Consider the following 23,688-nt stretch of genomic DNA (forward strand, 5'->3'; position numbering starts at 1 on the left):
CGATTTTCTATGTCCAGGTGTTTCCGGCCATGATCAATACCTGGCTTTCTTTACCATATTTAAGTTCGTTCAGGAAAGTTTCCATTCCATCCTGTAAAGGGATTAATGCAATTCCCCTGCGCTGGTATTCTTTTTCTAATGTTGGTGAAACCATACCAGCACCTTTCCATGGTCCCCAGTTAATGGCCATTACCTTGCCTTGAATCTTCTGTTTTAAGGCCCAGGCATATTTATCCATTACACTGTTTGCTGCGGCATAATCGGTTTGCCCACGGTTTCCATAAACAGAAGCAATACTTGAGAAAAGGATCACAAATTGGGTTTCTGGCCTTAATTGCTCAGCCAATACCCTTAATGGGGTTACTTTGGTGTCGAAAACACGTCCGAAAGATTCGGAAGTTTTGCTGTGGAACAGTTTGTCTTCCAATAAACCTGCACCATGTACCACGCCATCTATGCGACCATAATCTTCGTAAACCTGATTGATCAAACGGGTCAGCGCCTCTTCATCTTTAAGGTCTAACGATTCGTAAACTACCGTCGATCCACCTTCTTCTAAAGTTGCAATGCAGCGTAAAATCTGGTTGTTTTTGTAAATCCGATTCGTTTCCTGTTCTATTTCGGCAGGTTTTTTAATCTCACCCTGTTTAATTAGGTACTGTCTGATCTCATCTTTGGTTTTTAACGAAGAACTGGCTTCATTTGCCGAAGCTATTGGATTTGCAGAGCGGCCTACCAAAATGTACCTGCAAGGGTAATCTTTGGCAAAATGGATCATCAGCTCAGCTGTAATTCCCTGTGCGCCACCCAAAACCATCACCACGGCGTCTTTATCCAAATGGATGTGCGCATCAGTTTCTGTACTCAGTTGATGCGGTACAAGTTCCATAATGTGTCTTTTATGGTCGTTGTAAATGATCTCCGAAGGTTTATCCGGATTCAGGATTTCATTTAAGGTAATATTGGTGATTTCATCAGGAGACATTTTGGTTTCGAGACTGATGAAACGGCATTTGGTATGCTCGTATTCGCGGTCTAAACTTTTAAAGAAGCCCGAGTAACCCTGATAATTTCTTAAGAAAGAAATATCAGATTGATCGTTAAAATATTGTTTGGTATCTGCAATCAGATACACCCATTTTACGGTATCAAAATTTAGTTTTTTAATGGTTGCGAAATGATCGAGAATGCCTACTTTTTGCTGTGCTTCGAACATGTTCAAAATGATGAGGCCCTGATAGCCATCCAATGAGTCTTCGAAGCTCACCAGATTGGCAATAGCACCATGTTTTTCGAGCACTTTCTTGATTTTGATCGCCTGTCCGCCACCATCATCGGTTAAGGCAAAACGCTGACCTTTTAAAATGGCTGCTTCGGTAATGGTCAATGCAGCAGGAGTTAGCTCAAATCTTAAACGGGATAATTTTTCTTTAACCGTTTGATCATCGATGCTCTCCTCAATAAGCTTTTTTGCTTCTGTAAGCACCTCCGAGCTTTCTGCTTCAACATCAGCAATCCAGTTAACCAGGGCATTTAAGGTTTTAATTGCGGCCAGTTTCTCCATTAAATCATCAGCTTGTTCACTTTGTGCGCCAAAACCGATTTTTTCTTTAAGCGAAGCGATAATTTCCATCCGTTTGATCGAATCGATACTTAAATCAGCTTCAAGATCTAAATCCATGCCCAGCATTTCTTTTGGATAGCCGGTTTTTTCACTCACTATATCAAGAATGGCCGATTTTAGCTGATCTAATGAAAATTTTGTTTGTTCTGCTTGAATTATTGGAGCTACTGCAGCAGGTGCACTAACCGCTTTTGGCTGTTCGGTGTTTTCTATAAGCCAGTTTACCAGGCTGTTTAAGGTTTTAAGTCCGGCAAGCTGTTCCATAATTTTATCTTCAGGAAGGTTTAGTTGAGAGAAACCACCTAGTTCGGTACGTAAAGCACCAATAATTTCTACACGTTTGATCGAATCGATACTTAAATCGGCCTCAAGATCCATTTCCATACCCAACATTTCTTGCGGATAGCCGGTTTTATCGCTTACTAGCTGCAAAAGCACCAGTTTTAAATCTTTTTGTGCAACCACAGGTGTTATTACTTCGATGGTTTGTGCTTGTGGTACTTCCTGTTTTACCGTGATCTGATTTTCGATACGGACAGGTTGAGGTGCCTGGTATGATGTTAAAGGTTGATTAATGATTTGCGAAGGCATCGCAGGAGCCTGCCCTAAAAAGGAAAGCATCACATCGCGTTGTGCCTGAATCAGCATTTTCATGCTGTGCAGGTACTCCTGCATCATTAAGTCTTTGGCTGAGCCATTAACCTGTTGATTTTCAGTTAATGTAGAGGTATTATTCATAAGGATAATCGGTTTAGTAATAGGAGATGCACCATTGGCCGGAAGTTTACCCGTTGATGGAACAGCGTGTTGACCGTTCACATACCAGATAGCGGGACTTTTTTTATAAATTGAAGGTTCATCCAATTTGATGCTTTTTACAGAACGGCCTTCGAATAATTTTTCGAGTTTGATTTCGCGGCCGGTAGCCATGTAACCAGCCAGTGTACCCAACAAATTGCTGAGTTTATTCTGACCTTGATCTTCGGTGTGTAAAATCACTTCGTCTTTACCGATGCAGGCTTTGGTTAAACCACTTAGCACCTTGCCAGGGCCAACTTCTACGAAAACCCTGGCGCCGGCAGCATACATATCCCTAAGCTCATCAACAAAAAGGACAGGTTTTATTAAATGGTCGGTCAAACGTTCTTTTACAGCGGCAGCTTCAGTTGGGTATTCTTTTGCCGTGGTGTTAGACCATACCGGAATTTTTAGATCATTAAAGTTTACACCAGAAAGCACTTGTTGGTAAAGCTGTTTCGATTTGGCCACCAAAGGACTATGGAAAGCACAGGCCACCTCAAGCGGGCGGAAAGATATTTTGGCTTGTTTTAACACTGCAGCCAACTGGCCAATAGCTGCTGTACTGCCTGCAATAACACATTGCGTTGGTGCATTAAAGTTTACAGGATAAACGTCTTTGATGTCGCCAAGATATTGTGCAAGGTCTTCCTGTTTTGCACTCACAGCAAGCATAGTACCAGGATCGCCGTTTTCTACTGCATTTAAAATAGATTTTGCTCTTTCTGCACTCAGGTGCACCAGGGCTTCTTCTTCAAAAGCACCAGCAAAACAAAGCGCAGGCAATTCGCCATAACTGTGGCCCGCAACCATATCAGGCATAATGCCCAATGATTTTAAGAAGTTAGCGATTGCAAGATCAACAATACCCAATAGCGGTTGTGCCATACGGGTATCTTTTATGCGTTCTTTTTGTGCTTTCGCATCCGCATCATTAAATACAGTATTTGGGAAAAGGATTTTTTCGTATTCAGGATAAGCTTTCAGCAGTTTTCTCATCTCAGGGAAAACCACAAAAAGATCCCTTGCCATGTTTACCCTTTGGCTGCCTTGCCCTGGGAACATAAAAGCAACCTTGCCTTCCTGTTTTTGAGTAAGGTAAGTGTCTTTGCTTTCTACGCCAGATAAAACAAGGTCGATTTTCATTACCAGATCTTCTGCATGATTTGCAACGATGCTCAATTGAACAGGTTTGGTATCAGCAGTTGCTAAACTATAGGCAATATCTTTCAGTTCGATCTGATCGTTCAGCTCTAAGAGATTTTTTACCGAAATCACCCGCTTTTTGGCTTCTTCGTAAGTATCTCCCCTGAAAACAAACAGTTCTGATGGCCACGATTTTAAGATTGAGTTTTTATTTTCGGTATTCTGAGCACTTTCCAATACGGCATGGAAATTTGTTCCGCCGAAACCAAAGGCGCTAACGCCAGCATATCTTTTTTCTTCCATCCATAAACCAGCTTCGGTATGAAAAGCGAATGGACTTGTTTGGGCATTGTAGAAACTATTTGGTGTTTTTAAATTGATGGTAGGTGGTTTAATACCATGGTAAACCGATAGCGATGCTTTAATTAAACCTGCAATTCCGGCAGCGCATTTGGTATGGCCAATCTGCGTTTTTACAGAGCCTAAATGCGTTTGTCCGGCGGTTGCACCCGATTGATTAAGCATGTCGGTTAATGCGCTGATTTCAGTTTTATCACCAACCACTGTGCCTGTACCATGTGCTTCTACCAGGCCAACCAGTGATGGCGTAATTCCAGCCTGGCTATAAGCCCTTTCTAAAGCATTTACCTGTCCGTTTTTACGTGGTGCAGTTAAACCAAGGCTTTTGCCGTCGCTCGATCCACCTACACCTTTAATAATAGAATAAATCGTATCGCCATCACGTAAAGCATCATCATATCTTTTTAATACGATCATGGCAATACCTTCGCCAAGGGCAATTCCATCTGCTTCGGCATCAAAAGTGGCACATCTTCCTTTTTTAGAAAGGGCATGTGTGCTCGAGAACATGAGGTAATCGTTAATGCCGTTGTGCAGATCTGCTCCACCGGCCAAAACCATATCCGATTTCTCTAAAAATAACTCCTGACAAGCCAGATCTATTGCTGCCAAAGATGAAGCACAGGCCGCATCAACCGTATAATTTCGACCGCCCAGGTTTAACCTGTTGGTGATCCTGCCCGAAATTACATTCGCCAAAATACCCGGGAAAGAATCTTCTGTTGTTTTTGGTAATACGGCATCTACTTCGGCCGGCATTTCGCCAAAAACCTGTTTGTAAAAACCTCTGAAACTATAGCTGTTGGCCAGATCGTTTCCACCTTCGGCACCAATAATTACCGAAACATTTTCGTTATCCACACCGCCATTGGCATAACCTGCGTGCTGCATGGCCTGTTTAGCTACCATTAAGGTAAGCAGTTGGGTAGGCTCTATGGCCGCAAGCGACTGTGGTGGAATGCCAAATTCTAAGGGATCAAAATCTATCCTCGGGATAAAACCGCCCCATTTAGAGTGCGACATATCTCCTGCGGTAGAATCTGGATTATAATACAGTTCTTTATTCCATCTTTCATCCGGTACTTCGGTTACCGAATCTTTGCCTAGAATGATATTGCGCCAGTATTCTTCGAGGTTTTTAGCCCCAGGGAAGATACAGGCCATACCCACAATGGCAACATCCAGTGCTTTGGCTTTATTTTCCGGAGGTGAAGAAAGTGTTGCGTCTAAAATATGTGTATAGTTATTGTCGGCTACATCCTGATGAAGATCGAGCAATGACATCACCTCTTTATGCATAGGTGCAATCTGACCGATCATATACATGCCCAGGTCAGTTTGCTCGGCCTCGTCGATTTTTACCAGTTCATCGCCGCGTCTTTCTATACCTTTTGCAGCAATACGTAAACGGCCAACATTTAGCGTTTCAAGTTTGGCCCAGATTTCTTTTTTATCCATTCCCTCTGCTTGAAGTTTCTTTTTTTCTTCGTTAAAGAAAGTGGCAAATGAAGAATTTAAACACCTGGTTTCATGTCCTGGAGCGGTTTCAAGCAGTACGGTTTCGTTTGCCTGCATGGCTTCCTGTTGGAACTTATCTAAAATGGCGCCTTTGCTTACGGCTTCTTTGGTATATAAATAAGCTGTGCCCATTAATACACCGATTTTCATTCCTTTGGCAGCCAAAGGAGCAGCCATTACTGAAATGAATGCAGCAGAAAAAGAATCGTGGATGCCGCCTGCGAAGAAAACACTGATGCTTTCCGGATTTTCTTCTTTTAATAAACGTTCAATCTGTTTTTCCCACAATACCATGCTGGATAGGGGGCCAACGTGACCACCGCATTCGCGGCCTTCGAATACGAAACGTTTAGCGCCTTCTTTTAAGAACATATCTAAAAGAGAAGCAGAGGGTACATGGAGAAAAGTTTTAATCCCTGCTTTTTCGAAGGGTTTAGCCTGCGATGGCCTTCCGCCTGCAATTAACAAAACAGGAGGTTTCGCATTTAATATATATTCCTGTTGCTCATCTCTAAGCTCTTGTGGTGCAAAACCTAAAATACCTACGCCCCAGGTTTTTTCGCCGGCCAGTTTTTTGGTTTCTTCGATCAGGTTTTTTGCCGATGCACCTTTTAGTAGGGATAACGCTATAAACGATAAGGCACCGGCTTCCGAAACTGCATCTGCAAACGGTGCTACATCGCTTACCCTGGTCATTGGGCCTTGTGCGATAGGGTATGTGATATTTAAATCTTTAGCAAGCGAGTTGTCCGCTTTTATCACATTGATGGCTTTGGCCTGTTTTAAATGGCCGTAAATGGCTTCTTTTATGCCAAAAACCAGCTTGTCAAGTTTTTTGTATTTGGTAACCAGATCTATCGATAAGGCAATGTCCTGACCCATTGGAAGATAATTTGTTTCCAGGTCGTAACCTTTAAAATATTTTTGAAGGCCATTATAATCTATATCTTCTGCCAATGCCGGTGAATTTGGACGGGCCAATACGCGAGCTTTATCGATCAGTTTGGTTTCTGTTCCACTTAATTTACCACAAACCGTTTTTAAATCTTCAGGAGCGGAACATTCTGGGAATAAGGCAAGTTGGCTATCTAAAATAATTCCTGCTGCGCCCTGGGCCATTAAAGAAGCCGCTGTATGAATACCTACACCACCCTGAACCCAAACCGGAATAGTGGTAATTTCTTTAATAATCCGTTGAAAAAGTACAAAAGAAGATTCGTATGCCACACGGCCTGCGCCTTCATTTCCTTTTACTATAATTCCATCCGCGCCATTAGCTTGTGCGGCCAGTGCCGACTCAAGATCAAAAACCTGATAGATAATTTTAGCTGATGTTTTACGCTTTAGTACGAAATCATGCGGTGCAATAATTAAACTTACTTGGGTAGGAAGATCGATATCAGCCAATTCTACTGAATTGATACTAACACCGAAATCATTGATGCCCGATGCTAAAATTGATTGAAGCGCATTTTCGGCGTTTGCTACATGATGTCCAAGACTGAGAACTGGAAAGCAATCTGCTTTTTGTAAATTAAAAACCAATTTGCTGTCAGGGATTTCAAAAGGAGTTACTGCAATAATGGCGTGTTTATTCATGGCTTTAGATTTTTCTACTTCTTCTGTTTGATGGATGACTAAAAGCGAAACATAATGGTTCTTTATGCCTGCCTGTAATACGCAATAACACAGCTTTTTAATGCTGTAATTAGTGTGTATGATTAATTAGACTAATATACGATTTGATAAAGTCAAATTGTTTTAAAAATTCATAAATGAATGAACTGAACAAGTGCTTGAAAGGTAAGCAATCATTTCATTTAAAAATGAATTTTATGAACGAAAATCTAATTAATATCTTCAATTATGGCCCTTTATGTGGTGTATTTAAATTTCAAATACAAAAAAAGACTATCCATATTGAGTTAGTATTAATAATGGGTTAATTTACGGATTAATTTTTATAATTGATTGATTTAATACGTTTTGTATTTAGTTTTTTTAGATTTTTTTGTTAGAAATCATCAAGTTTTTGTTGTTTTAAGTTCGTGAAATGGAGTTTTTGGTCTTATTGCTTCGTATTCCTCAGGCTTATGAATTTTTAATTAAAAATTGAAGAAATTTATGTGGCGTTGTGAATTGTTTATGATTGTAGTATTAATTAGTATTTATTATTGAGTGTTTGTTGTTTTTCGTGTTTGTCGACAACGCGCTTTTACTAAAAAAATGCTTAAATTTTAAATACACGATTCATTCTCGTTTTAATTGGGAATTGTTTTTATATATTCGTTTATAAATGTCAAGTAGACGTTTATTTAACCAGATTTTAGGAAAGTGATCATGATGGATTTAGTCATCAAACAGATCCTACGTCAAACCTTAAGTATATGAGCATTCAAAAGTTTATTAAGCCATTCATTTTTCTTGGTTTAATTGTCAATCTATCCCAGGCCCAGGAAAAAACCAATTACAAATTTGATTTTGGTACCGGAAAGATTGCTAAAGGTTATACACCAGTTTTGCCAACTGATGTTTACAGCACAGAAAAGGGTTATGGTTTCGATTTTGATTCGAAAGTTGTAGGCGTAGATTATGGTGGGAAGAATTATTTAACTTCAGATCTGGTAAAAAGTGATAAACCATTTTATTTTTCGGTGACCGTTCCAGAAGGTAATTATAAAATAACAGTTACACTTGGCGATCCGAAAGGCCCCGCATTAAGTACAGTAAAAGCAGAATCGAGAAGGTTGATGCTCGAAAACGTGAAAACCACAGCAGGGCAATCGCTAACTAAAACTTTTATTGTAAATATTAAAGATAAACATATCGCCGGCGGGCAATTGGTTTCGCTGAAGCCACGCGAACTTAGCAAGCTCGATTGGGATGATAAGCTTACATTAGAATTCGACCATCAAACCGCTCTACAGGCGCTCGAAATTACGAAGGTTGAAGATCAGGTTACCGTTTTCTTAGCAGGGAACTCGACTGTGGTGAACCAGGATGATGAGCCATGGGCATCGTGGGGACAGATGATTCCGCGTTTTTTTAAACCTGGTATTGCGATTGCCAATCATGCAGAATCTGGCTTAACGCTGGGTTCGTTTTTAGGGAGTAAAAGATTAGCGAAGGTTTTAAGTGTGATGAAACCTGGCGATTACCTTTTTATTGAATTTGGACATAATGATCAAAAAGATAAAGGGCCCAACGATGGCGCCTATAAATCGTATACCGAAAGGTTAAAAACATTCATTTCGGAAGTGAAGAAAAAAGGAGGAATCCCTGTTGTGGTTACCTCAACCAGTAGAAGGTCTTTTGGCCCCGATGGAAAAATTGTGAACTCTCTTGGCGATTTTCCGGATGCTGCACGTAAGGTAGCTGCTGAAGAGAAAGTTGCTTTGATTGATCTGAATGCCATGACATCGACCTTGTTTAATGCATTAGGCGAAGAGCCATCTAAAAAAGCCTTTGTTCATTATCCTGCTAACAGTTATCCTGGTCAGGATAAGGCATTGGCCGATAACACACACTTTAATCCGTATGGGGCATATGAAATTGCGCAATGCATCATCTTAGGGATTAAAGAACAGAAATTAGGGATTGCGAAATATCTGGTAGATGATCTGCCAAAATTTAATCCGGCAAAACCAGATAATCCTGCAGATTGGCACTGGCCAGAGAGCCCTAAAAGCAGTATAATTAAGCCAGATGGGAATTAAAATGAGAAGTAACTTAATTTTAATATTAACTTTTATTTGCTTTTCTTGTTTCGGACAAAAAAAGCCTGTAATTGAGGTTTATCTAATTGGTGGACAGTCGAATGCAACTGGTCAAGGATACTTGTCCAATATGGATGATTCGATGAAAGTTGATCGCAGGGTTTTGATTTTTCATTCAGGAAAACCTCATCTTAATAGTAATTTTTTACCTGATCAATGGTTTCCATTACATGCTTCTTCAGAATCGCCCGACCGTTTTGGCCTGGAACTGGGTTTTGGATCACAATTACAAATTCTTCGTCCAAAAGCTCGTATAGGCATTATAAAACATGCACATAGTGGTACCAATCTTTATAAACAATGGAATCCAGGGAAGGATCAAGAGGATACAATAAACCAAGGGTTACAATATAAGATATTTATGAGTACGGTTAAATCTGGGTTGGATAGTTTGGTAAAACGTGGTTATCAACCTGTGATTAAGGGGATGTTGTGGCAGCAGGGCGAATCCGATGCTGATAAAGGGGAGGAGATAAGCAAGAGTTACGGTAAAAACTTGAAGCAATTCATTATTCGGGTGAGACAGGATTTAAAAACAGCCAACATGCTGTTTGTTTATGGGTATGTGTACCCACCACCCAATAAGAGTATAGCAATAGATGAAGTTCGAAACGGACAGCGTGAAGTAGCGTCGAGTGCTAAAACATCATTATCTGTCCGTAATGCTTATGTTATACTTACTGATGATCTTAGCCAAAGAGCAGGTGATAAAAATACACCTTATCCAAAAGATTACATCCATTTTGGTACCAAGGGGACTTGGGACCTGGGATTAAGAATGGCTGAGGAGATAAATAAACATTTAAAATAGATCATCATTTAACAATGAAAAAAATAATTACCGCTGTATTGTTTACCGCCCTGTATGGAACTACTTTCGGACAGGCGAGCTTACAGCCATTTAATTTAACGGAAGTACGTTTGCTCGAAGGGCCATTTAAGCAGGCTCAGGAAACTGACAAAAAATATATGCTTTCGCTTGATGCGGATAAGCTTTTGGCTCCTTATTTACGGGAGGCAGGATTAAAACCTAAAGCAGCATCTTACGGAAACTGGGAAAACACAGGTTTAGATGGGCACATCGGCGGACATTATTTATCTGCTCTGGCTTTAATGTATGCTTCAACCGGTGATGCTAAGGTTAAAGACCGAATGGAATACATGATTGCCGAACTGGATAAATGCCAGGTAAAAAATGGTGATGGCTATTTGGCAGGTATTCCCGGTGGAAAAGAAATCTGGAAGGAGATCAAAGCAGGCAACATCAAATCGTCAAGTTTTTCGCTGAATGGAAAGTGGGTTCCTTTGTACAATATCCACAAAATTTATGCAGGTCTATATGATGCTTATGCGGTTGCAGGTAATGTAAAAGCAAAGCAGATGCTCCTAAAACTCACCGACTGGTGTGTAGATCTGGTCTCGAATTTATCTGATCAGCAAGTACAGGAACTTCTAAAAAGCGAACATGGTGGGTTGAATGAAACTTTCGCCCATGTTTATGCGATAACCGGTAATCAAAAATACCTTCAATTGGCGAAGCGGTTTTCAGATCAATCTATCCTAAAACCATTGCTGAAAAATACTGATTCCCTGAATGGTTTACATGCGAACACACAGATTCCTAAGGTAATCGGTTTTGAACAGATCGCCTTGCTGGATAAAGACCCTTCGTGGGCAAATGCAGCTGCTTTCTTTTGGAAAACAGTAGTAGAACATAGAACGGTGGCCATAGGTGGAAATAGTGTTAGAGAGCATTTTCATCCGGCCAATAACTTTTCTTCAATGACCGAATCGCGGGAAGGCCCAGAAACCTGTAATTCCTACAACATGCTGAAACTCACCAAACAGCTATTTCTGGCCGAGCCTTCTAACACCTATCTCGATTATTACGAACGCACGCTTTATAATCATATCCTCTCTTCGCAGCGGCCAGAAGGTGGTTTTGTCTATTTTACACCGATGCGGCCTGGGCATTACCGTACTTATTCGAGTCCGCAGGAGAGTTTCTGGTGCTGTGTAGGCTCGGGATTGGAAAACCATGGTAAATATGGAGAGCTGATTTATGCCTATTGCAAGAATGATGTGTACGTAAACCTATTCATTCCTTCTACCTTAAACTGGAAGGAAAAAGGTATTCAGCTTACACAACAAACACTTTTTCCAGATGCTGAAAATACGACAATCAAACTTCAGTTAAAGAACAAGCAACGTTTTACCCTGCATTTTCGTCAGCCGGTTTGGATAGAACAGGGAAAAATGACTGTTTTGGTGAATGGAAAAAAAGTTGCCATCGAAAGTAATGCGAATGGGTATGCCAGTATCGATCGTGTTTGGGCTACGGGTGATGTAATTAACATTTCATTGCCAATGCACACCACTACTGAGTTTATGCCCGATGGTTCTGACTGGGTGGCCTTTCTTCGTGGCCCGGTTGTGCTCGCTGCAGCGATGGATACATTAAATCAACCTAATTTATTAGCTGATGGCAGTAGGATGGGGCATATTGCTTCAGGACCATTATTCCCGATCAGCGACGCACCACTCGTTACAGGAGCAAAAAATACCTTAGCAAATGAAATTACTTTGGTTGATAAAAACAGTTTAACCTTCAGTGCTCAAAATGCGATCTATCAGCCAAAATACAAATCTTTAAAATTGGTTCCTTTTTACACCCTTGCCGAAAAGCGGTATGTGGTTTATTTCCCTTACAGTAGCGAAGAGACATTGCCAGCGCGTGCAAAGGCGATTAAGCTGGCAGAAGAAGAAAAAATGAAAACGGAACAGCGAACCGTCGATCTGATCAACACTGGAGAACAGCAGCCAGAATCGGATCACAATTTTAAGGGCGAGCAAACCGATAACGGAACGTATCAGGAAAGGCATTTTAGAAACGGAAAGGCATGGTTTAGTTATGTGCTTAAAAACAAAGATTTATCGGCAAATAAGCTGGGCTTAACTTTTTACGGAAAAGAAAAGAATAAAAACTTTTCTATTTTGATTAATGGTGTTGTAATTGAAAATGTAAAGCTTGATGGAAGCAAAGGTGATACTTTTTATACAGAGGAATACCAAATCCCAAAAGCGCTGTTAAAAGCAGATTTAGAAGTAAAATTTGTTGCCGATCAGGGATCCGCTATTGCAAATGTATATGAAGTGAGGTTGGTGAGATAAGCTTTATGTTGATGTGGTCTGTGAGGACACAGACCAGGGAATGTTGATCGAAATGACGATGAGTTTAAAGGCGATCGTCCTCCTGAACTTGTTTCAGGGTCCATTTGAAGCTTTATACCAAGCATACGCGTGGAAGTATTTATCTAAGTAGATTTCTCCACTGCGGTCGAAATGACGATGAATCTAGATCGTCATTTCGACTGAAGTGCAGCGGAATGGAGATCTTATTCATGAATATAGGTGGTCTGTGCGGACACAGACCACAGAGCATCAGGTATTACTTTCGCTTTCTTAATCCCTATTGCTTTAATAAGGGTTCCAGTTCTTTTTCCTTAATTGTTAATATGGTTCCGTGTCGTAAACCTTTTGGTAAGGAGATCTTATCAGAAACATCGATCCAGTTTTTTAAATCTGCAGATTGGATTGCGCCATATTTATGATCGCGGTACTTATCAAAATACACCATCCAGTTATTACCGGTTTTTAAAGTTGTTGGTCCTTCGGCCCAATAATTTCCCGTAATTGGATTTCCCGCCTTGCTGTAAGGACCAATCAATTGATCGGCATAAGCCATTTTGATATTCTTTTGAGCGGGCTCACGGGTCTCGTCTTTTAAAAACATGATAAACTGTTTCCCGTTTTTTACAATAGTGGCATCAATCACGTTAAAACCTGGATCGTAAAGCAATTTGGTTTCCGAATAGGTTTTGAAATCTTTGGTGGTAACGTAATACATACGGTGATTGTAACCGCTTTCTTCTGTTGAGGCCGTTTCATTAAACTTACCCGTAATCGTTGTAGCCCAATAAATCATATAGGTCTTGGTGCGGCTATCGTAAGTGATTTCAGGGGCCCAGGTATTTCTCGCACCATCTTCTTTAGCCATTACCGGTAAAAACTGCTGCTCGCCCCAGTTAATCAGGTCTTTCGAGCTGGCATAACCAATTCCCTTATCTTTCCAGCTTACGGTCCAAACCATATGAAATAAGCCATCAGCTCCTCGGATAATACAAGGATCTCTCATCAATTTATCTTTGCTTACCGTAGGCGTAAGGAACGATTGATCATTTTTAAGCGCCGTCCACTTGTATGCATCGTTACTATAGGCCAGGTGCAACCCATCTTCCCCATTACCTTTAAAATAGGCAAAGAGATAAATTTCCTTTTTCGACTGTGCCTGAGCATTAAAAAAAGCCGATAGTAAGATTATAGAAAGGTATATGAGTTTTTTCATCATTTATTTTAATTCGAGTACCACAACTGATTGCGCAGGCAACTCAACTTTAAGCGAATTTCCTGATTTTTTTGCACCGCTAAATTTAGCATTGTGCACTTTGTTCGAATCGCTAAACGTATTTACATCGGTAAGTTTGGCTGAGGTTAAAATCTGTCCTGTAACCGAGCTCCATTTTAACCCATCTAAAACGGTGCTTAAGGCAATTTTCTTGTTTGGATCTAAATTCACCAATGAAATATGGATAACGCCACTAGCATCCTGAGAGGCAGAAACATTTAAAGCCGGAATTTTTTGATCGCCCACAGTATAATCAGGACTGGTAAAGGCAATCGGTAGATATTTGGCATCCTGATGCACTTTGTACAGATCAAAAACATGATAAGTAGGGGTTAAGATCATTTTATCCTTTTCGGTTAAAATTAAGGCCTGTAATACATTAATTGTTTGTGCCAGGTTAGCTACTTTAACACGATCGGAGTGGTTATTAAAGATATTCAAAGTTGTACCAGCAATTAAAGCATCGCGTAAACTGTTCTGCTGATACAAGAAACCAGGGTTTGTTCCAGGTTCTACATCCGTCCAGATTCCCCATTCGTCAACTACTAAAGCCACTTTCTTTTTTGGATCGTATTTATCCATTATTGCGGAGTGTTTGGTTACCAGTTCTTCCATTTTTAAACAGTTTTTCATGGTCGAAAAGTATTGTGCCTCATCAAATTTGGTAGCCGATCCTTTTTTGCCCCAGTTTCCTGTTGGGATGGTGTAATAATGTAAAGTTAATCCCCACATCTGGTTGCCAATGTTTTTCATGCAGGTTTCTGTCCAGTTGTAATCGTCGGAATTTGCACCGCTGGCAATTCTTTTTAACGGAGCGCCAGGATAATTACGTGCATAAGTGGCATACCTGCGGTATAAATCAGAATAATAAGCAGGTGTCATGTTTCCTCCGCAACCCCAGCTTTCGTTTCCCACACCCCAGAAAGAAACTTTCCAGGGTTTTTCTCTACCATTTTGACTGCGGATGGCCGTCATCGGACTTACACCATCAAAGTTCAGGTATTCTACCCATTTGGCCATTTCTTCAACGGTTCCGCTGCCTACATTACCTGCAATGTATGGTTCACAATCGAGCATCTGACAGAGGTCTAGAAATTCGTGTGTACCAAAACTATTGTCTTCAGTTACGCCGCCCCAGTTGGTGTTTACCATTTTCGGACGTTGATTTCTCGGCCCTATGCCATCTCTCCAATGGTATTCATCAGCAAAACAACCACCTGGCCAACGCAGGTTTGGAACTTTTATCTTTTTTAAAGCATCTACAATATCTAAACGGATTCTTCCTTTATTGGGAATAGTCGAATTTTCATCCACCCAAAAACCATCATAAATACAGCGGCCCAAATGCTCGGAAAAATGACCGTAAATGTGCTTGCTCACTATCTGATCGCCAGCTGGTTTTATGGTTAACTGGGTTTCACTTTGTGCATGCACTAAAATAGAACTGCAGAATACAGCCGCAGATAAGATAAGTTTTTTCATCATGATCTCGTTAAATCTATTGGTTAAATGGAATTTTAATAACGTTAAAAGAATAAGGTTTTAAAGTGATGTTGAGTTTTTTGCCTTTTAGGTTGATAGCACTTTTTTGAGGGCTTACCGCTTCAGGATTTTCGAAAGAGTTGAACTGATTTAAGTTGCTACTGGCTATCTCCTCATTGGTGGCCTTATTTTTTAGCTTCATTTTCCCTTCCAGGTCGAAATCTATGTTTTGTGCCTGACCGGAGTTGTTGGCAATTTTAATGATCAGTTCTTTTTTTGTCTGATCGGTTACCGCAGAAGCGTAAAGTCCGTCCTGGCCGATAATGTTCTTCTCATCAAGCGTAATTGAAACCACATCGGTTCCTTTGTTCGTAGAAAACTGTTTCTGTACATAATAGTCAGGGGTTCCGTACGATTTCAGGTTATCTACCCAGATCATATCGGGTGCCCATTGCCAGGCATCGATATGGGCGAAAAGCGGGGCATATGAGGCCATCTGTACCACATCGGCATTGCGTTCCAAACCGGTCATCAACGAAGCTGAAGCTAAAGCACTCTGCCAGTTGTTGCGGTTGCTTCCAACTATACTATTGTCTGCATGGACCGCATATTCGCCAACAAAAACCTTTGATCCGTTTCTTGGGTAGTTATCGTAACGGCCGGCATTTTTCAAAAACCAATCGGCAGGGCGGTAATAGTGCTCATCGATAAAATCGGCATTATTGCTTCTTAAAGTAGTATTCAATAAGTTAAAACGGTCGCCATCCGGACCGGTACCAGAGCTGTAGATCAGTTTAAAATCGGGATATTTGGCTTTTATGGCCTTGGTGAAAATCTCCAGCCTTTCCAGGTACTGTGGTCCCCAGTTTTCGTTTCCAACCCCCATCATTTTTAAGTTGAAAGGTTTTGGATGGCCCAGATCTGCCCTCATTTTTCCCCATTTGGTTGTTACATCGCCATTGGCAAATTCGATCAGGTCTAATGCATCCTGAACATAGGGATCGAGTTCATCAAGTGAAGCTACTTCTGCCGAGTTAAACTGACAGGCCATACCGCAGTTTAATATCGGAAGTGCATCAGAACCTATATCTTCTGCCAGTTGGAAATATTCGAAAAAACCTAAACCAAAACTCTGGTAATAATCAGGTGCAGGGCGGTGTGCAAATTCGGTATTCCAGCGGTTCATAATCAATTGCCTGTTTTCGATCGGGCCGATGGTTTTCTTCCATTGATAACGGTTGGCCAGATCGGTACCTTCTACAATACAGCCACCAGGGAAACGGATAAAACCGGGTTTCATATCAGCCAGTAACTGTACCATATCGGCCCTTAATCCCTGTGGGCGGTTTTTCCAGGTGTCGCCTGGGAATAAAGAAATCATATCCAGATCAATGTTTCCATTTCCCTGAAACACAATCGAAAATCTGGCTTTTGGATCGGTTTCTGTCGCAGTGAAACTTGCTGATTGCTTTTTCCAATCGCCACCGGTCTGATCTGGGGTTAATCTTCCCTGTCCGATAACTTTATTATCTGCCGCCTTTAAGAGTAATGTCAACCTAACACCAGGTTTTGCTTGACGGTACATGACAGAAAAATCATATCGCATCCCCTTTTTTACGCCGATACCTTTAAATCCTTCATTTATCAACTCAAAATCATCAGTTTGTTTTTTTACCTGTAAATACCTAGGATTGGTGCTGTTTACTTCTTTACGGTTTACCACTAATACTTCACCTTCTCTTGGGTTTCTTCTAGAGATGGTCCAGCCCATCAGCGGTTTTGCAAATTCGAAAGAGCGGTTTTTGATCAGTTCGGCGTAAATGCCACCATCGGCACCAAAGTTGATGTCTTCAAAAAAAACGCCCCACATATTGGGTTGCACCTTGGCAATGTAGTGGTCTGTTTTAACTTTGATCACTTTTGCAGTTTGTGCCTGTACTTCGGAAATGTATCCGATCCCAATTGTTACATACACCAGGCATGCCGAAAACACACTTTTTACAGGGTAATTTAATTTCATACGGTTTAATATTTGGAAGATCCTAATGGTAAAAGTAAAATATTTAAAATAATAAACGTTATCTAAACATTTATTTTTTTATTCACCAACTATTTTGTTGGTAAATTCTACAATCTTAGCATCGGGGAAAATGATACAAGCATCTCAAATATGGATTGAGGTAGTAAAAGGGTTTAGTAAAGTAACTTTTTACTTGATGTTTAAAATTTATTGAGCAGAAACCTTTAAAATCTTTCTTATAACATATTGTCATCGTCAAAAAGCAGGATACTACAGGATGCACCTTAAAGATATACTATTTACATTCGACATGAATCATTTAATGGCTGCTACCCAGCGGCTGTTATGATCCGCTAACCAATAACACATGATGAGCCTTCGTTTCTTCAATATTCAAATATTGACTATTTTATTCAGCAAGGCTTTTATGTGCAAAATAGCTGGTTCACATGCTTGATAAAAGAACTATGAATCTTAAAAAATATACTTTGCTTGGCTTTTTAAGTGCAGCAACACTTTGTGGTTCGGCGCAACAAAAAGCTACAGATAAACAATCGGTTAAACTCTTTTTTGAGAAATCATACCTACAGGTAGACCGAAGTTATTACAGCACTGGCGAAGATGTATGGTTTAGCGCCTATTTGGTAAATGGAAAAAGTAGCAATTTAACCGCTACCAGCAATAATTTATATGTGGAGCTGCTTTCGCCAAAATCGGAAGTTTTAGACCGGAAAATGATCAGGTTGGATGGTGGATTGGGAAAAGGAGATTTTAAACTGAAAGATTCTATTCCTTCTGGTTGGTACGCCATTAGGGCTTATACCAATTGGATGCGAAACTTTGGCGATGATTTTGTTTTTCAAAAACGGATCCACATTAGCAATAATATTATTGAAAACGCTTCTTATTTTACCCGAAATCCGGTCAAGAAAAACGATGTTTCCAATTCGAAAAAATCGATTGCTTTTTTCCCGGAGGGCGGTTCGCTGGTTGAAGGATTAACCAGTATTGTAGCCTTTAAAACCAATGATGACATTGGAAATGGGATTAAAGCCACAGGAAGTGTAATCTCATCAAAAGGAGATACCGTAACTTCTTTTCAAAGTACCGATGCGGGCATGGGCATTTTTGCTTTTACACCCAAAACGGACGAGAAATATAAGGTTGAGGGACTTTATGGCAAAGAAAAATTTTCTTCGGAAATGCCTTTAAGCCTTAAAAAAGGCCTCTCATTACATATTACTACCGATTCTTTAAATATCAAAGCAAGTATTAGTGCTAACGAGTTAATGTTCGGCGAATTGAAGGATAAAAGCATTTCGCTTGTAATTAAACATGCAGGCGATAACATTTATTCGGGATCGATCAAATTAAGTAAAGCTATAGTATCGGTATCAATCCCAACAAAAGGTTTTCCGAACGGTATTGCAAGCATAACCCTGCTAGATGACCAGAACAGGCCTAATTGTGAACGGCTTATTTTTATACAAGACGAAAATAAGGTTAGTTTTTCAATAACCCCAAACAAAGCCATTTATAAACCAAGAGAAAAAGTGCTTATTAAGGTAAAAGCGACCAATTTTCTTGGTCAGCCAGCTAAAACAGCGTTTTCCTTAGCTGCTGTTGATGGACTTATTCCAGATGATGGAAATGATATCGTGTCTTATTTGATGCTGCAATCGGAAGTAAAGGGAGATATTAAAAATGCTGCACAATATTTTGATGCTAAAAACCCATCTCGTTTAAAACAGCTCGACTTATTGTTGCTTACCCAGGGCTGGAGAGATTATATCTGGAGAAAACTGGCCGACTCGGCTATTAAAATAAGTTATTTGCCCGAACCTGGCATAACAATTAAAGGAATGGTAAGAGAGAAACTGGCCGATAAACCCATTCCGAATATGAATATTACCCTGTTTGGCACCAACTTTACAGGTAATAAAATCTTTACGACGAAAACCGATCAGAGCGGACGTTATTTTCTGGATGGGTTGAGTTGGTATGGCAATCAGCAGGTAAAAATTTCATCAAAAGATGATAAAGGGAAAAAGGGTGGCTGGCTGCAGATCGATACGCTGATTAAACCTTTAAATTTAGCGCCGTTAAAAACAATCTCACCTGGAATTTCGAACACCTTGAACGTAGAAATCGGTAAACGTATGGATTATAACCGCACTTACAAGTTTGGCGATTCGATCAGTTTAAACGATATAGAAATTAAGGCCGCCCAGAATAACAAGGTAGTACTGTTTCAGGATGTACTTACCTCATTTGGGTATCCTGAGGAAGTTTTCAACATTACAGCAGCCGATTATTCTTACAAGGGATTGGAACATTTTCTGTTAACAAAGGCTAAAGGAAGTTATCCGGCAGAAGATAACGATAGTTTGGGTAATGAAGGAGTCACCTTTATCGCCAATGGAAAAAAAGTTAGGCCGGTTATTAAAGTAAACAACAGGCAAGAGCTCTTTACCGAACGCCTAGATTACTACAGTTTAACGATGGATCAGATTAACCAGGTTAGAATTCAGCATTTATTAAACAGTACCGGAAAAGATGTGTACCTCATCAGCCTTAATTTAAAGGATGAAGCTTTACGTGGACCAAATTTAGACTTATTGAACCTCAATTTAAACGGTTATTATGCCGCAAGAACTTTTTACTCGCCAAATTACAGCAGCCCGGCAACACCAAATAAAGATTTACGTACCACCATTTTCTGGGCACCAGCTGTAAAAACCAACGAAAATGGTGAAGCAACTATCACTTATTTTAATGGAGATAACAAAGCCGATATTTTGATCAAAGCCGATGGAATTACCGATAAAGGAGTGGCTGTAGCGGCGAAAACAGGCTATAAAGTTCAATAACCAATCAGAGATAAGCTATTATGATCAAAACCATTATAATCTTCAGTTTCAGTTTATTCTTTGCTACACAGCTTTTCGCTCAGCGCCAAATGGAAAAATTGGGACGTGGTGTAATTGCCGTACGGCAGAATAGCGATTCTGTTTATGTAGGCTGGCGAATGTTGGGTACCGATGCCGATGACATTGCTTTTAACCTATACCGCAAAAGCGGAAATAATGAAGCCATAAAACTCAACCACGATCCGATTACCAAGAACACCAATTTTGTAGATGCAGGGGTTAAATTCGATCTTCCGAACAGCTATTTCGTAAAACCCATTTTAAAAGGCAGTGAATTGGAAGCCAGTAAATCTTTTACGTTGCCAGCCAAGCCACCTATTCAGCAATATTTAACTATTTCTTTGAAAACACCAGCTGGTTATTCGCCTAACGATGCTTCGGTAGGCGATTTAGATGGAGATGGTGAATATGAAATTGTGTTGCACCAAACTGGCCGGAGCAGGGATAATTCATCAAACGGTATTACCGATCCGCCGATTTTTCAAGCCTATAAATTAGATGGAACTTTTTTGTGGGAGATTAATTTAGGGAAAAACATCCGCGAAGGCGCTCATTACACTCAATTTATGGTGTACGACCTGGATGGGGATGGTATTGCCGAAATGGTATGTAAAACTGCCGATGGAACGGTAGATGGCAAAGGAAAAGTAATTGGCGATGCAACTAAAGATTGGCGCAATCCCAACGGTAAAATTTTGGATGGCCCTGAATTTTTAACTGTATTTAGCGGTAAAACCGGAGAGGCATTAGCCACAACAGATTATATTCCTGCCCGTGGCAATATTGGCGCCTGGGGCGGTAGAGGTGGGAACGGAAAAAACGATAATACGGGTAACCGTGTAGATCGGTTTAATGCCTGTTTGGCCTACTTAGATGGGATCCATCCAAGTGTAGTGATGTGCAGAGGCTATTACGGCAGAACGGTTTTGGCGGCCTGGGACTGGTGTAATGGCAAACTAACTTCAAGATGGGTATTTGATACGAAAGATGCTAAAAACTCATTTTCTGGGCAGGGAAACCATAACCTAACCGTTGCAGACGTAGACCAGGACGGAAAAGACGAAATTATTTACGGTTCGATGTGTGTAGATGATAATGGAAAGGGATTGTACACTACGGGCTTAAGGCATGGTGATGCCATTCATGTTTCAGACCTTGATCCGGAACACCCAGGTTTGGAAGTTTTTGGCGTACACGAAATAGAAGAGGGTACAAAAGGCCCGGGAGCTGCGGTTTATGATGCCAAAACGGGCAAAATATTATGGGAAGGATCTCAAGATGAAGATGTGGGTAGAGGTGTGGCCGATAATATCGATAACACCCGTTTTGGCGCACAGATGTGGTGGTCTGGATCGAACGGATTATTTGATATCAAGGGCAATCGGATCGGTAATCAGCCCCGATCAACCAATTTTTTAATTTATTGGGATGGTGATTTATCAAGGGAACTTTTAGATGGTAATCATATCGATAAGTACAATGGTGGACGGCTTTTTACAGCTGATGGAGCCGTTTCTAACAATGGAACCAAATCTACACCTGCTTTAAGTGCCGATATTTTTGGCGATTGGCGCGAAGAATTGATCTTAAGGTCTTATGACAATCAAAGCCTTAGAATTTATACCACAACCATCCCGACTGAATACCGCAACTATACCTTAATGCACGACCCGCAGTACCGCTTAAGCATTGCCTGGCAAAATGATGGTTATAACCAACCACCACATACGGGGTTCTATTTCGGTTTCGGAATGAAGAAAGCACCAAAACCTAACATTGTACTAATTGGTCGCTAAAAAATATTAAACTAATTGAGTAACGTAAATAATTATAACTAAGAATGAAAAAATATAGCTTTATCCTGGCGGTAATGATCATCGTCATTTCTTCTTTTGCCTTTATTGCCCAGCATAAACCCGCATTACATACCATTGGCGATTCTACAGTCCGCAATTCAAACAAAGAAACCTGGGGCTGGGGAACACCGATTGCTTCTTTATTTGATACCACAAAAATCCATGTAGAAAACAATGCAATGGCCGGAAGAAGTACCCGTACCTTTTTATCGGAGGGCAGGTGGGATAAAGTTCTGGAGACATTAAAATCAGGTGATTTTGTTACGATGCAATTCGGTCACAATGATGGAAGTGCTCCTGATACCACAAAAGCAGGTAGAAGAGGTGTGTTAAAAGGAACCGGCGAAGAAACCAAAGTATTAACATGGCCAGATGGAAAGGTAGAAACTGTACATACCTATGGCTGGTATATCCGCAAATTTGTGCGTGAAACCAAAGCAAAAGGCGCCACACCCATTATACTTTCGATGATCCCCAGAAATATTTTTAAAGATGGTAAAGTGGTTCGAGCCAATAACGACTTCGGAAAATGGGCAGCTGATGTAGCCAAAGAAGAAAATGCCTATTTTGTAGACCTGAATAAAATAACGGCTGATAAATATGATGCACTCGGTCCAGATAAGGTAAAACTCTATTTCCCTGGCGACCATACCCATACCAATTTAGAAGGCGCAAAAGTTAATGCGGCCTCTGTTGTTGAAGGAATCAGGGAATTAAAAGATTGTAATTTGAAAAAGTATTTGCTTTAATAAAGGAGAAAGACTAAAGCTAAAAGACTAAAGTTGAAAGACCAAAGACAAAATAAATCTGTGTAATCTAATAATCTGTGTAATCATCCCGGAAGGGCAATAATCATGAAATCAACAAAATACCTATCCCTCATTCTCTTAACTGCTTTTATTGTTTTTTCTTCCTGTATTATCTTAAAACAGCAGGCAAAGCCCACTTTATTCCTCATTGGCGATTCGACCGTAAAAAACGGAAAAGGCAAAGGTGATGGTTCTTTATGGGGCTGGGGAAGTTTTATCGGAGATTTGTTTAATAGCGAAAAAATTAATGTCGAAAACGATGCCCTTGGCGGTACCAGTAGTCGTACCTTTCAAACCAATGGTTTATGGGATGCTGTTTTAGCAAAAGTAAAAAAAGGCGATTTCGTGATGATGCAGTTTGGCCATAACGATAGCAGCCCATTAGACGATACCGCCCGTGCCCGCGGCACCATAAAAGGCATCGGAACGGAAAGCAAAGAAATTTACAACCCGATCAAGAAAAAGCAGGAAGTGGTATATACCTACGGTTGGTACCTGCGTAAGTTCATCAGCGATATAAAAGCCAAAGGCGCAACAGCGATTGTATGTTCACCGATTCCACGTAATCCTGTTAAAGATAATGCTATAGTTCTGGCCAACGATAGTTACGCAAGTTGGGCCGAAGAGGTGGCAAAAGCCGAAAAAGTCGATTTTATTCCATTGAATCAGATCATTAAAGATAAATATGCTGCTTTAAGTGCGACTGAGGTAAAGGCATTTTTTACCGAGAAAGACCATACGCACACCAACGAAGCAGGAGCGAAGTTAAATGCAACTGCTGTTGTTGAAGGCCTAAAGAAATTAAAAAACAATAAACTGAATAGCTACCTTAAATAAGCCATTGAGCAGGATACTACAGGATGCTTTCCTGCCAATATTGTGTTATTTTAACCGCCTAACCAAA

The 23,688-nt window shown here is 40.5% G+C and carries 11 protein-coding genes; 7 read left to right on the top strand and 4 right to left on the bottom strand.

Annotated features, from left to right (window positions below):
* Positions 1-7: 7 nt before the first annotated feature.
* On the bottom strand, positions 8-7,045 hold the full coding sequence (locus LQ201_RS19215) for a type I polyketide synthase (protein WP_230144909.1): 7,038 nt from the start codon (positions 7,043-7,045) through the stop codon (positions 8-10).
* Positions 7,046-7,833: 788 nt separating this feature from the next.
* On the opposite strand from LQ201_RS19215, the gene LQ201_RS19220 reads away from it, so the two are divergent.
* From LQ201_RS19220 to LQ201_RS19230, 3 genes are read left to right on the top strand one after another with little or no spacing between them, the layout of a single operon-like run.
* Entirely contained in the window at positions 7,834-9,162 is a 1,329-nt protein-coding gene (locus LQ201_RS19220) for a rhamnogalacturonan acetylesterase (protein ID WP_230144910.1), read from the top strand.
* Position 9,163: 1 nt separating this feature from the next.
* Entirely contained in the window at positions 9,164-10,033 is an 870-nt protein-coding gene (locus LQ201_RS19225) for a sialate O-acetylesterase (protein ID WP_230146666.1), read from the top strand.
* A 14-nt stretch (positions 10,034-10,047) separates the two neighbouring features.
* Positions 10,048-12,393 carry a glycoside hydrolase family 127 protein gene (locus LQ201_RS19230; protein ID WP_230144912.1) on the top strand — a complete coding sequence of 782 codons (2,346 nt, stop codon included), beginning with the start codon at positions 10,048-10,050 and terminating at the stop codon, positions 12,391-12,393.
* Positions 12,394-12,691: 298 nt separating this feature from the next.
* On the opposite strand, the gene LQ201_RS19235 is transcribed toward LQ201_RS19230, so the two are convergent.
* The 3 genes from LQ201_RS19235 to LQ201_RS19245 are packed head-to-tail and all read right to left on the bottom strand — an operon-like array spanning position 12,692 to position 17,189.
* Entirely contained in the window at positions 12,692-13,627 is a 936-nt protein-coding gene (locus LQ201_RS19235; protein ID WP_230146667.1) for a glycoside hydrolase family 43 protein, read from the bottom strand.
* A gap of 3 nt (positions 13,628-13,630) precedes the next feature.
* On the bottom strand, positions 13,631-15,169 hold the full coding sequence (locus LQ201_RS19240) for an alpha-N-arabinofuranosidase (RefSeq protein WP_230146668.1): 1,539 nt from the start codon (positions 15,167-15,169) through the stop codon (positions 13,631-13,633).
* A gap of 16 nt (positions 15,170-15,185) precedes the next feature.
* The gene (locus LQ201_RS19245) at positions 15,186-17,189 is read right to left on the bottom strand and encodes an alpha-L-arabinofuranosidase C-terminal domain-containing protein (RefSeq protein WP_230144915.1); all 2,004 of its coding nucleotides are present in this window, start codon (positions 17,187-17,189) and stop codon (positions 15,186-15,188) included.
* Positions 17,190-17,656: 467 nt separating this feature from the next.
* Between LQ201_RS19245 and LQ201_RS19250 the strand changes: the two genes are divergently transcribed.
* From LQ201_RS19250 to LQ201_RS19265, 4 genes are all read left to right on the top strand, one after another.
* Positions 17,657-20,059, top strand: a complete 2,403-nt coding sequence (locus LQ201_RS19250) for a carboxypeptidase-like regulatory domain-containing protein (RefSeq protein WP_230144916.1) — start codon at positions 17,657-17,659, stop codon at positions 20,057-20,059.
* Positions 20,060-20,079: 20 nt separating this feature from the next.
* Entirely contained in the window at positions 20,080-21,915 is a 1,836-nt protein-coding gene (locus LQ201_RS19255; protein ID WP_230144917.1) for a rhamnogalacturonan lyase, read from the top strand.
* A 44-nt stretch (positions 21,916-21,959) separates the two neighbouring features.
* On the top strand, positions 21,960-22,724 hold the full coding sequence (locus LQ201_RS19260; protein ID WP_230144918.1) for a rhamnogalacturonan acetylesterase: 765 nt from the start codon (positions 21,960-21,962) through the stop codon (positions 22,722-22,724).
* A 105-nt stretch (positions 22,725-22,829) separates the two neighbouring features.
* Positions 22,830-23,621: a rhamnogalacturonan acetylesterase gene (locus tag LQ201_RS19265; RefSeq protein WP_230144919.1), complete on the top strand. Its 792-nt coding sequence runs from the start codon at positions 22,830-22,832 to the stop codon at positions 23,619-23,621.
* The last annotated feature ends 67 nt before the right edge of the window (positions 23,622-23,688 follow it).

It is taken from the genome of Pedobacter sp. Bi126 (genome assembly GCF_918698245.1).
Taxonomy (GTDB): domain Bacteria; phylum Bacteroidota; class Bacteroidia; order Sphingobacteriales; family Sphingobacteriaceae; genus Pedobacter.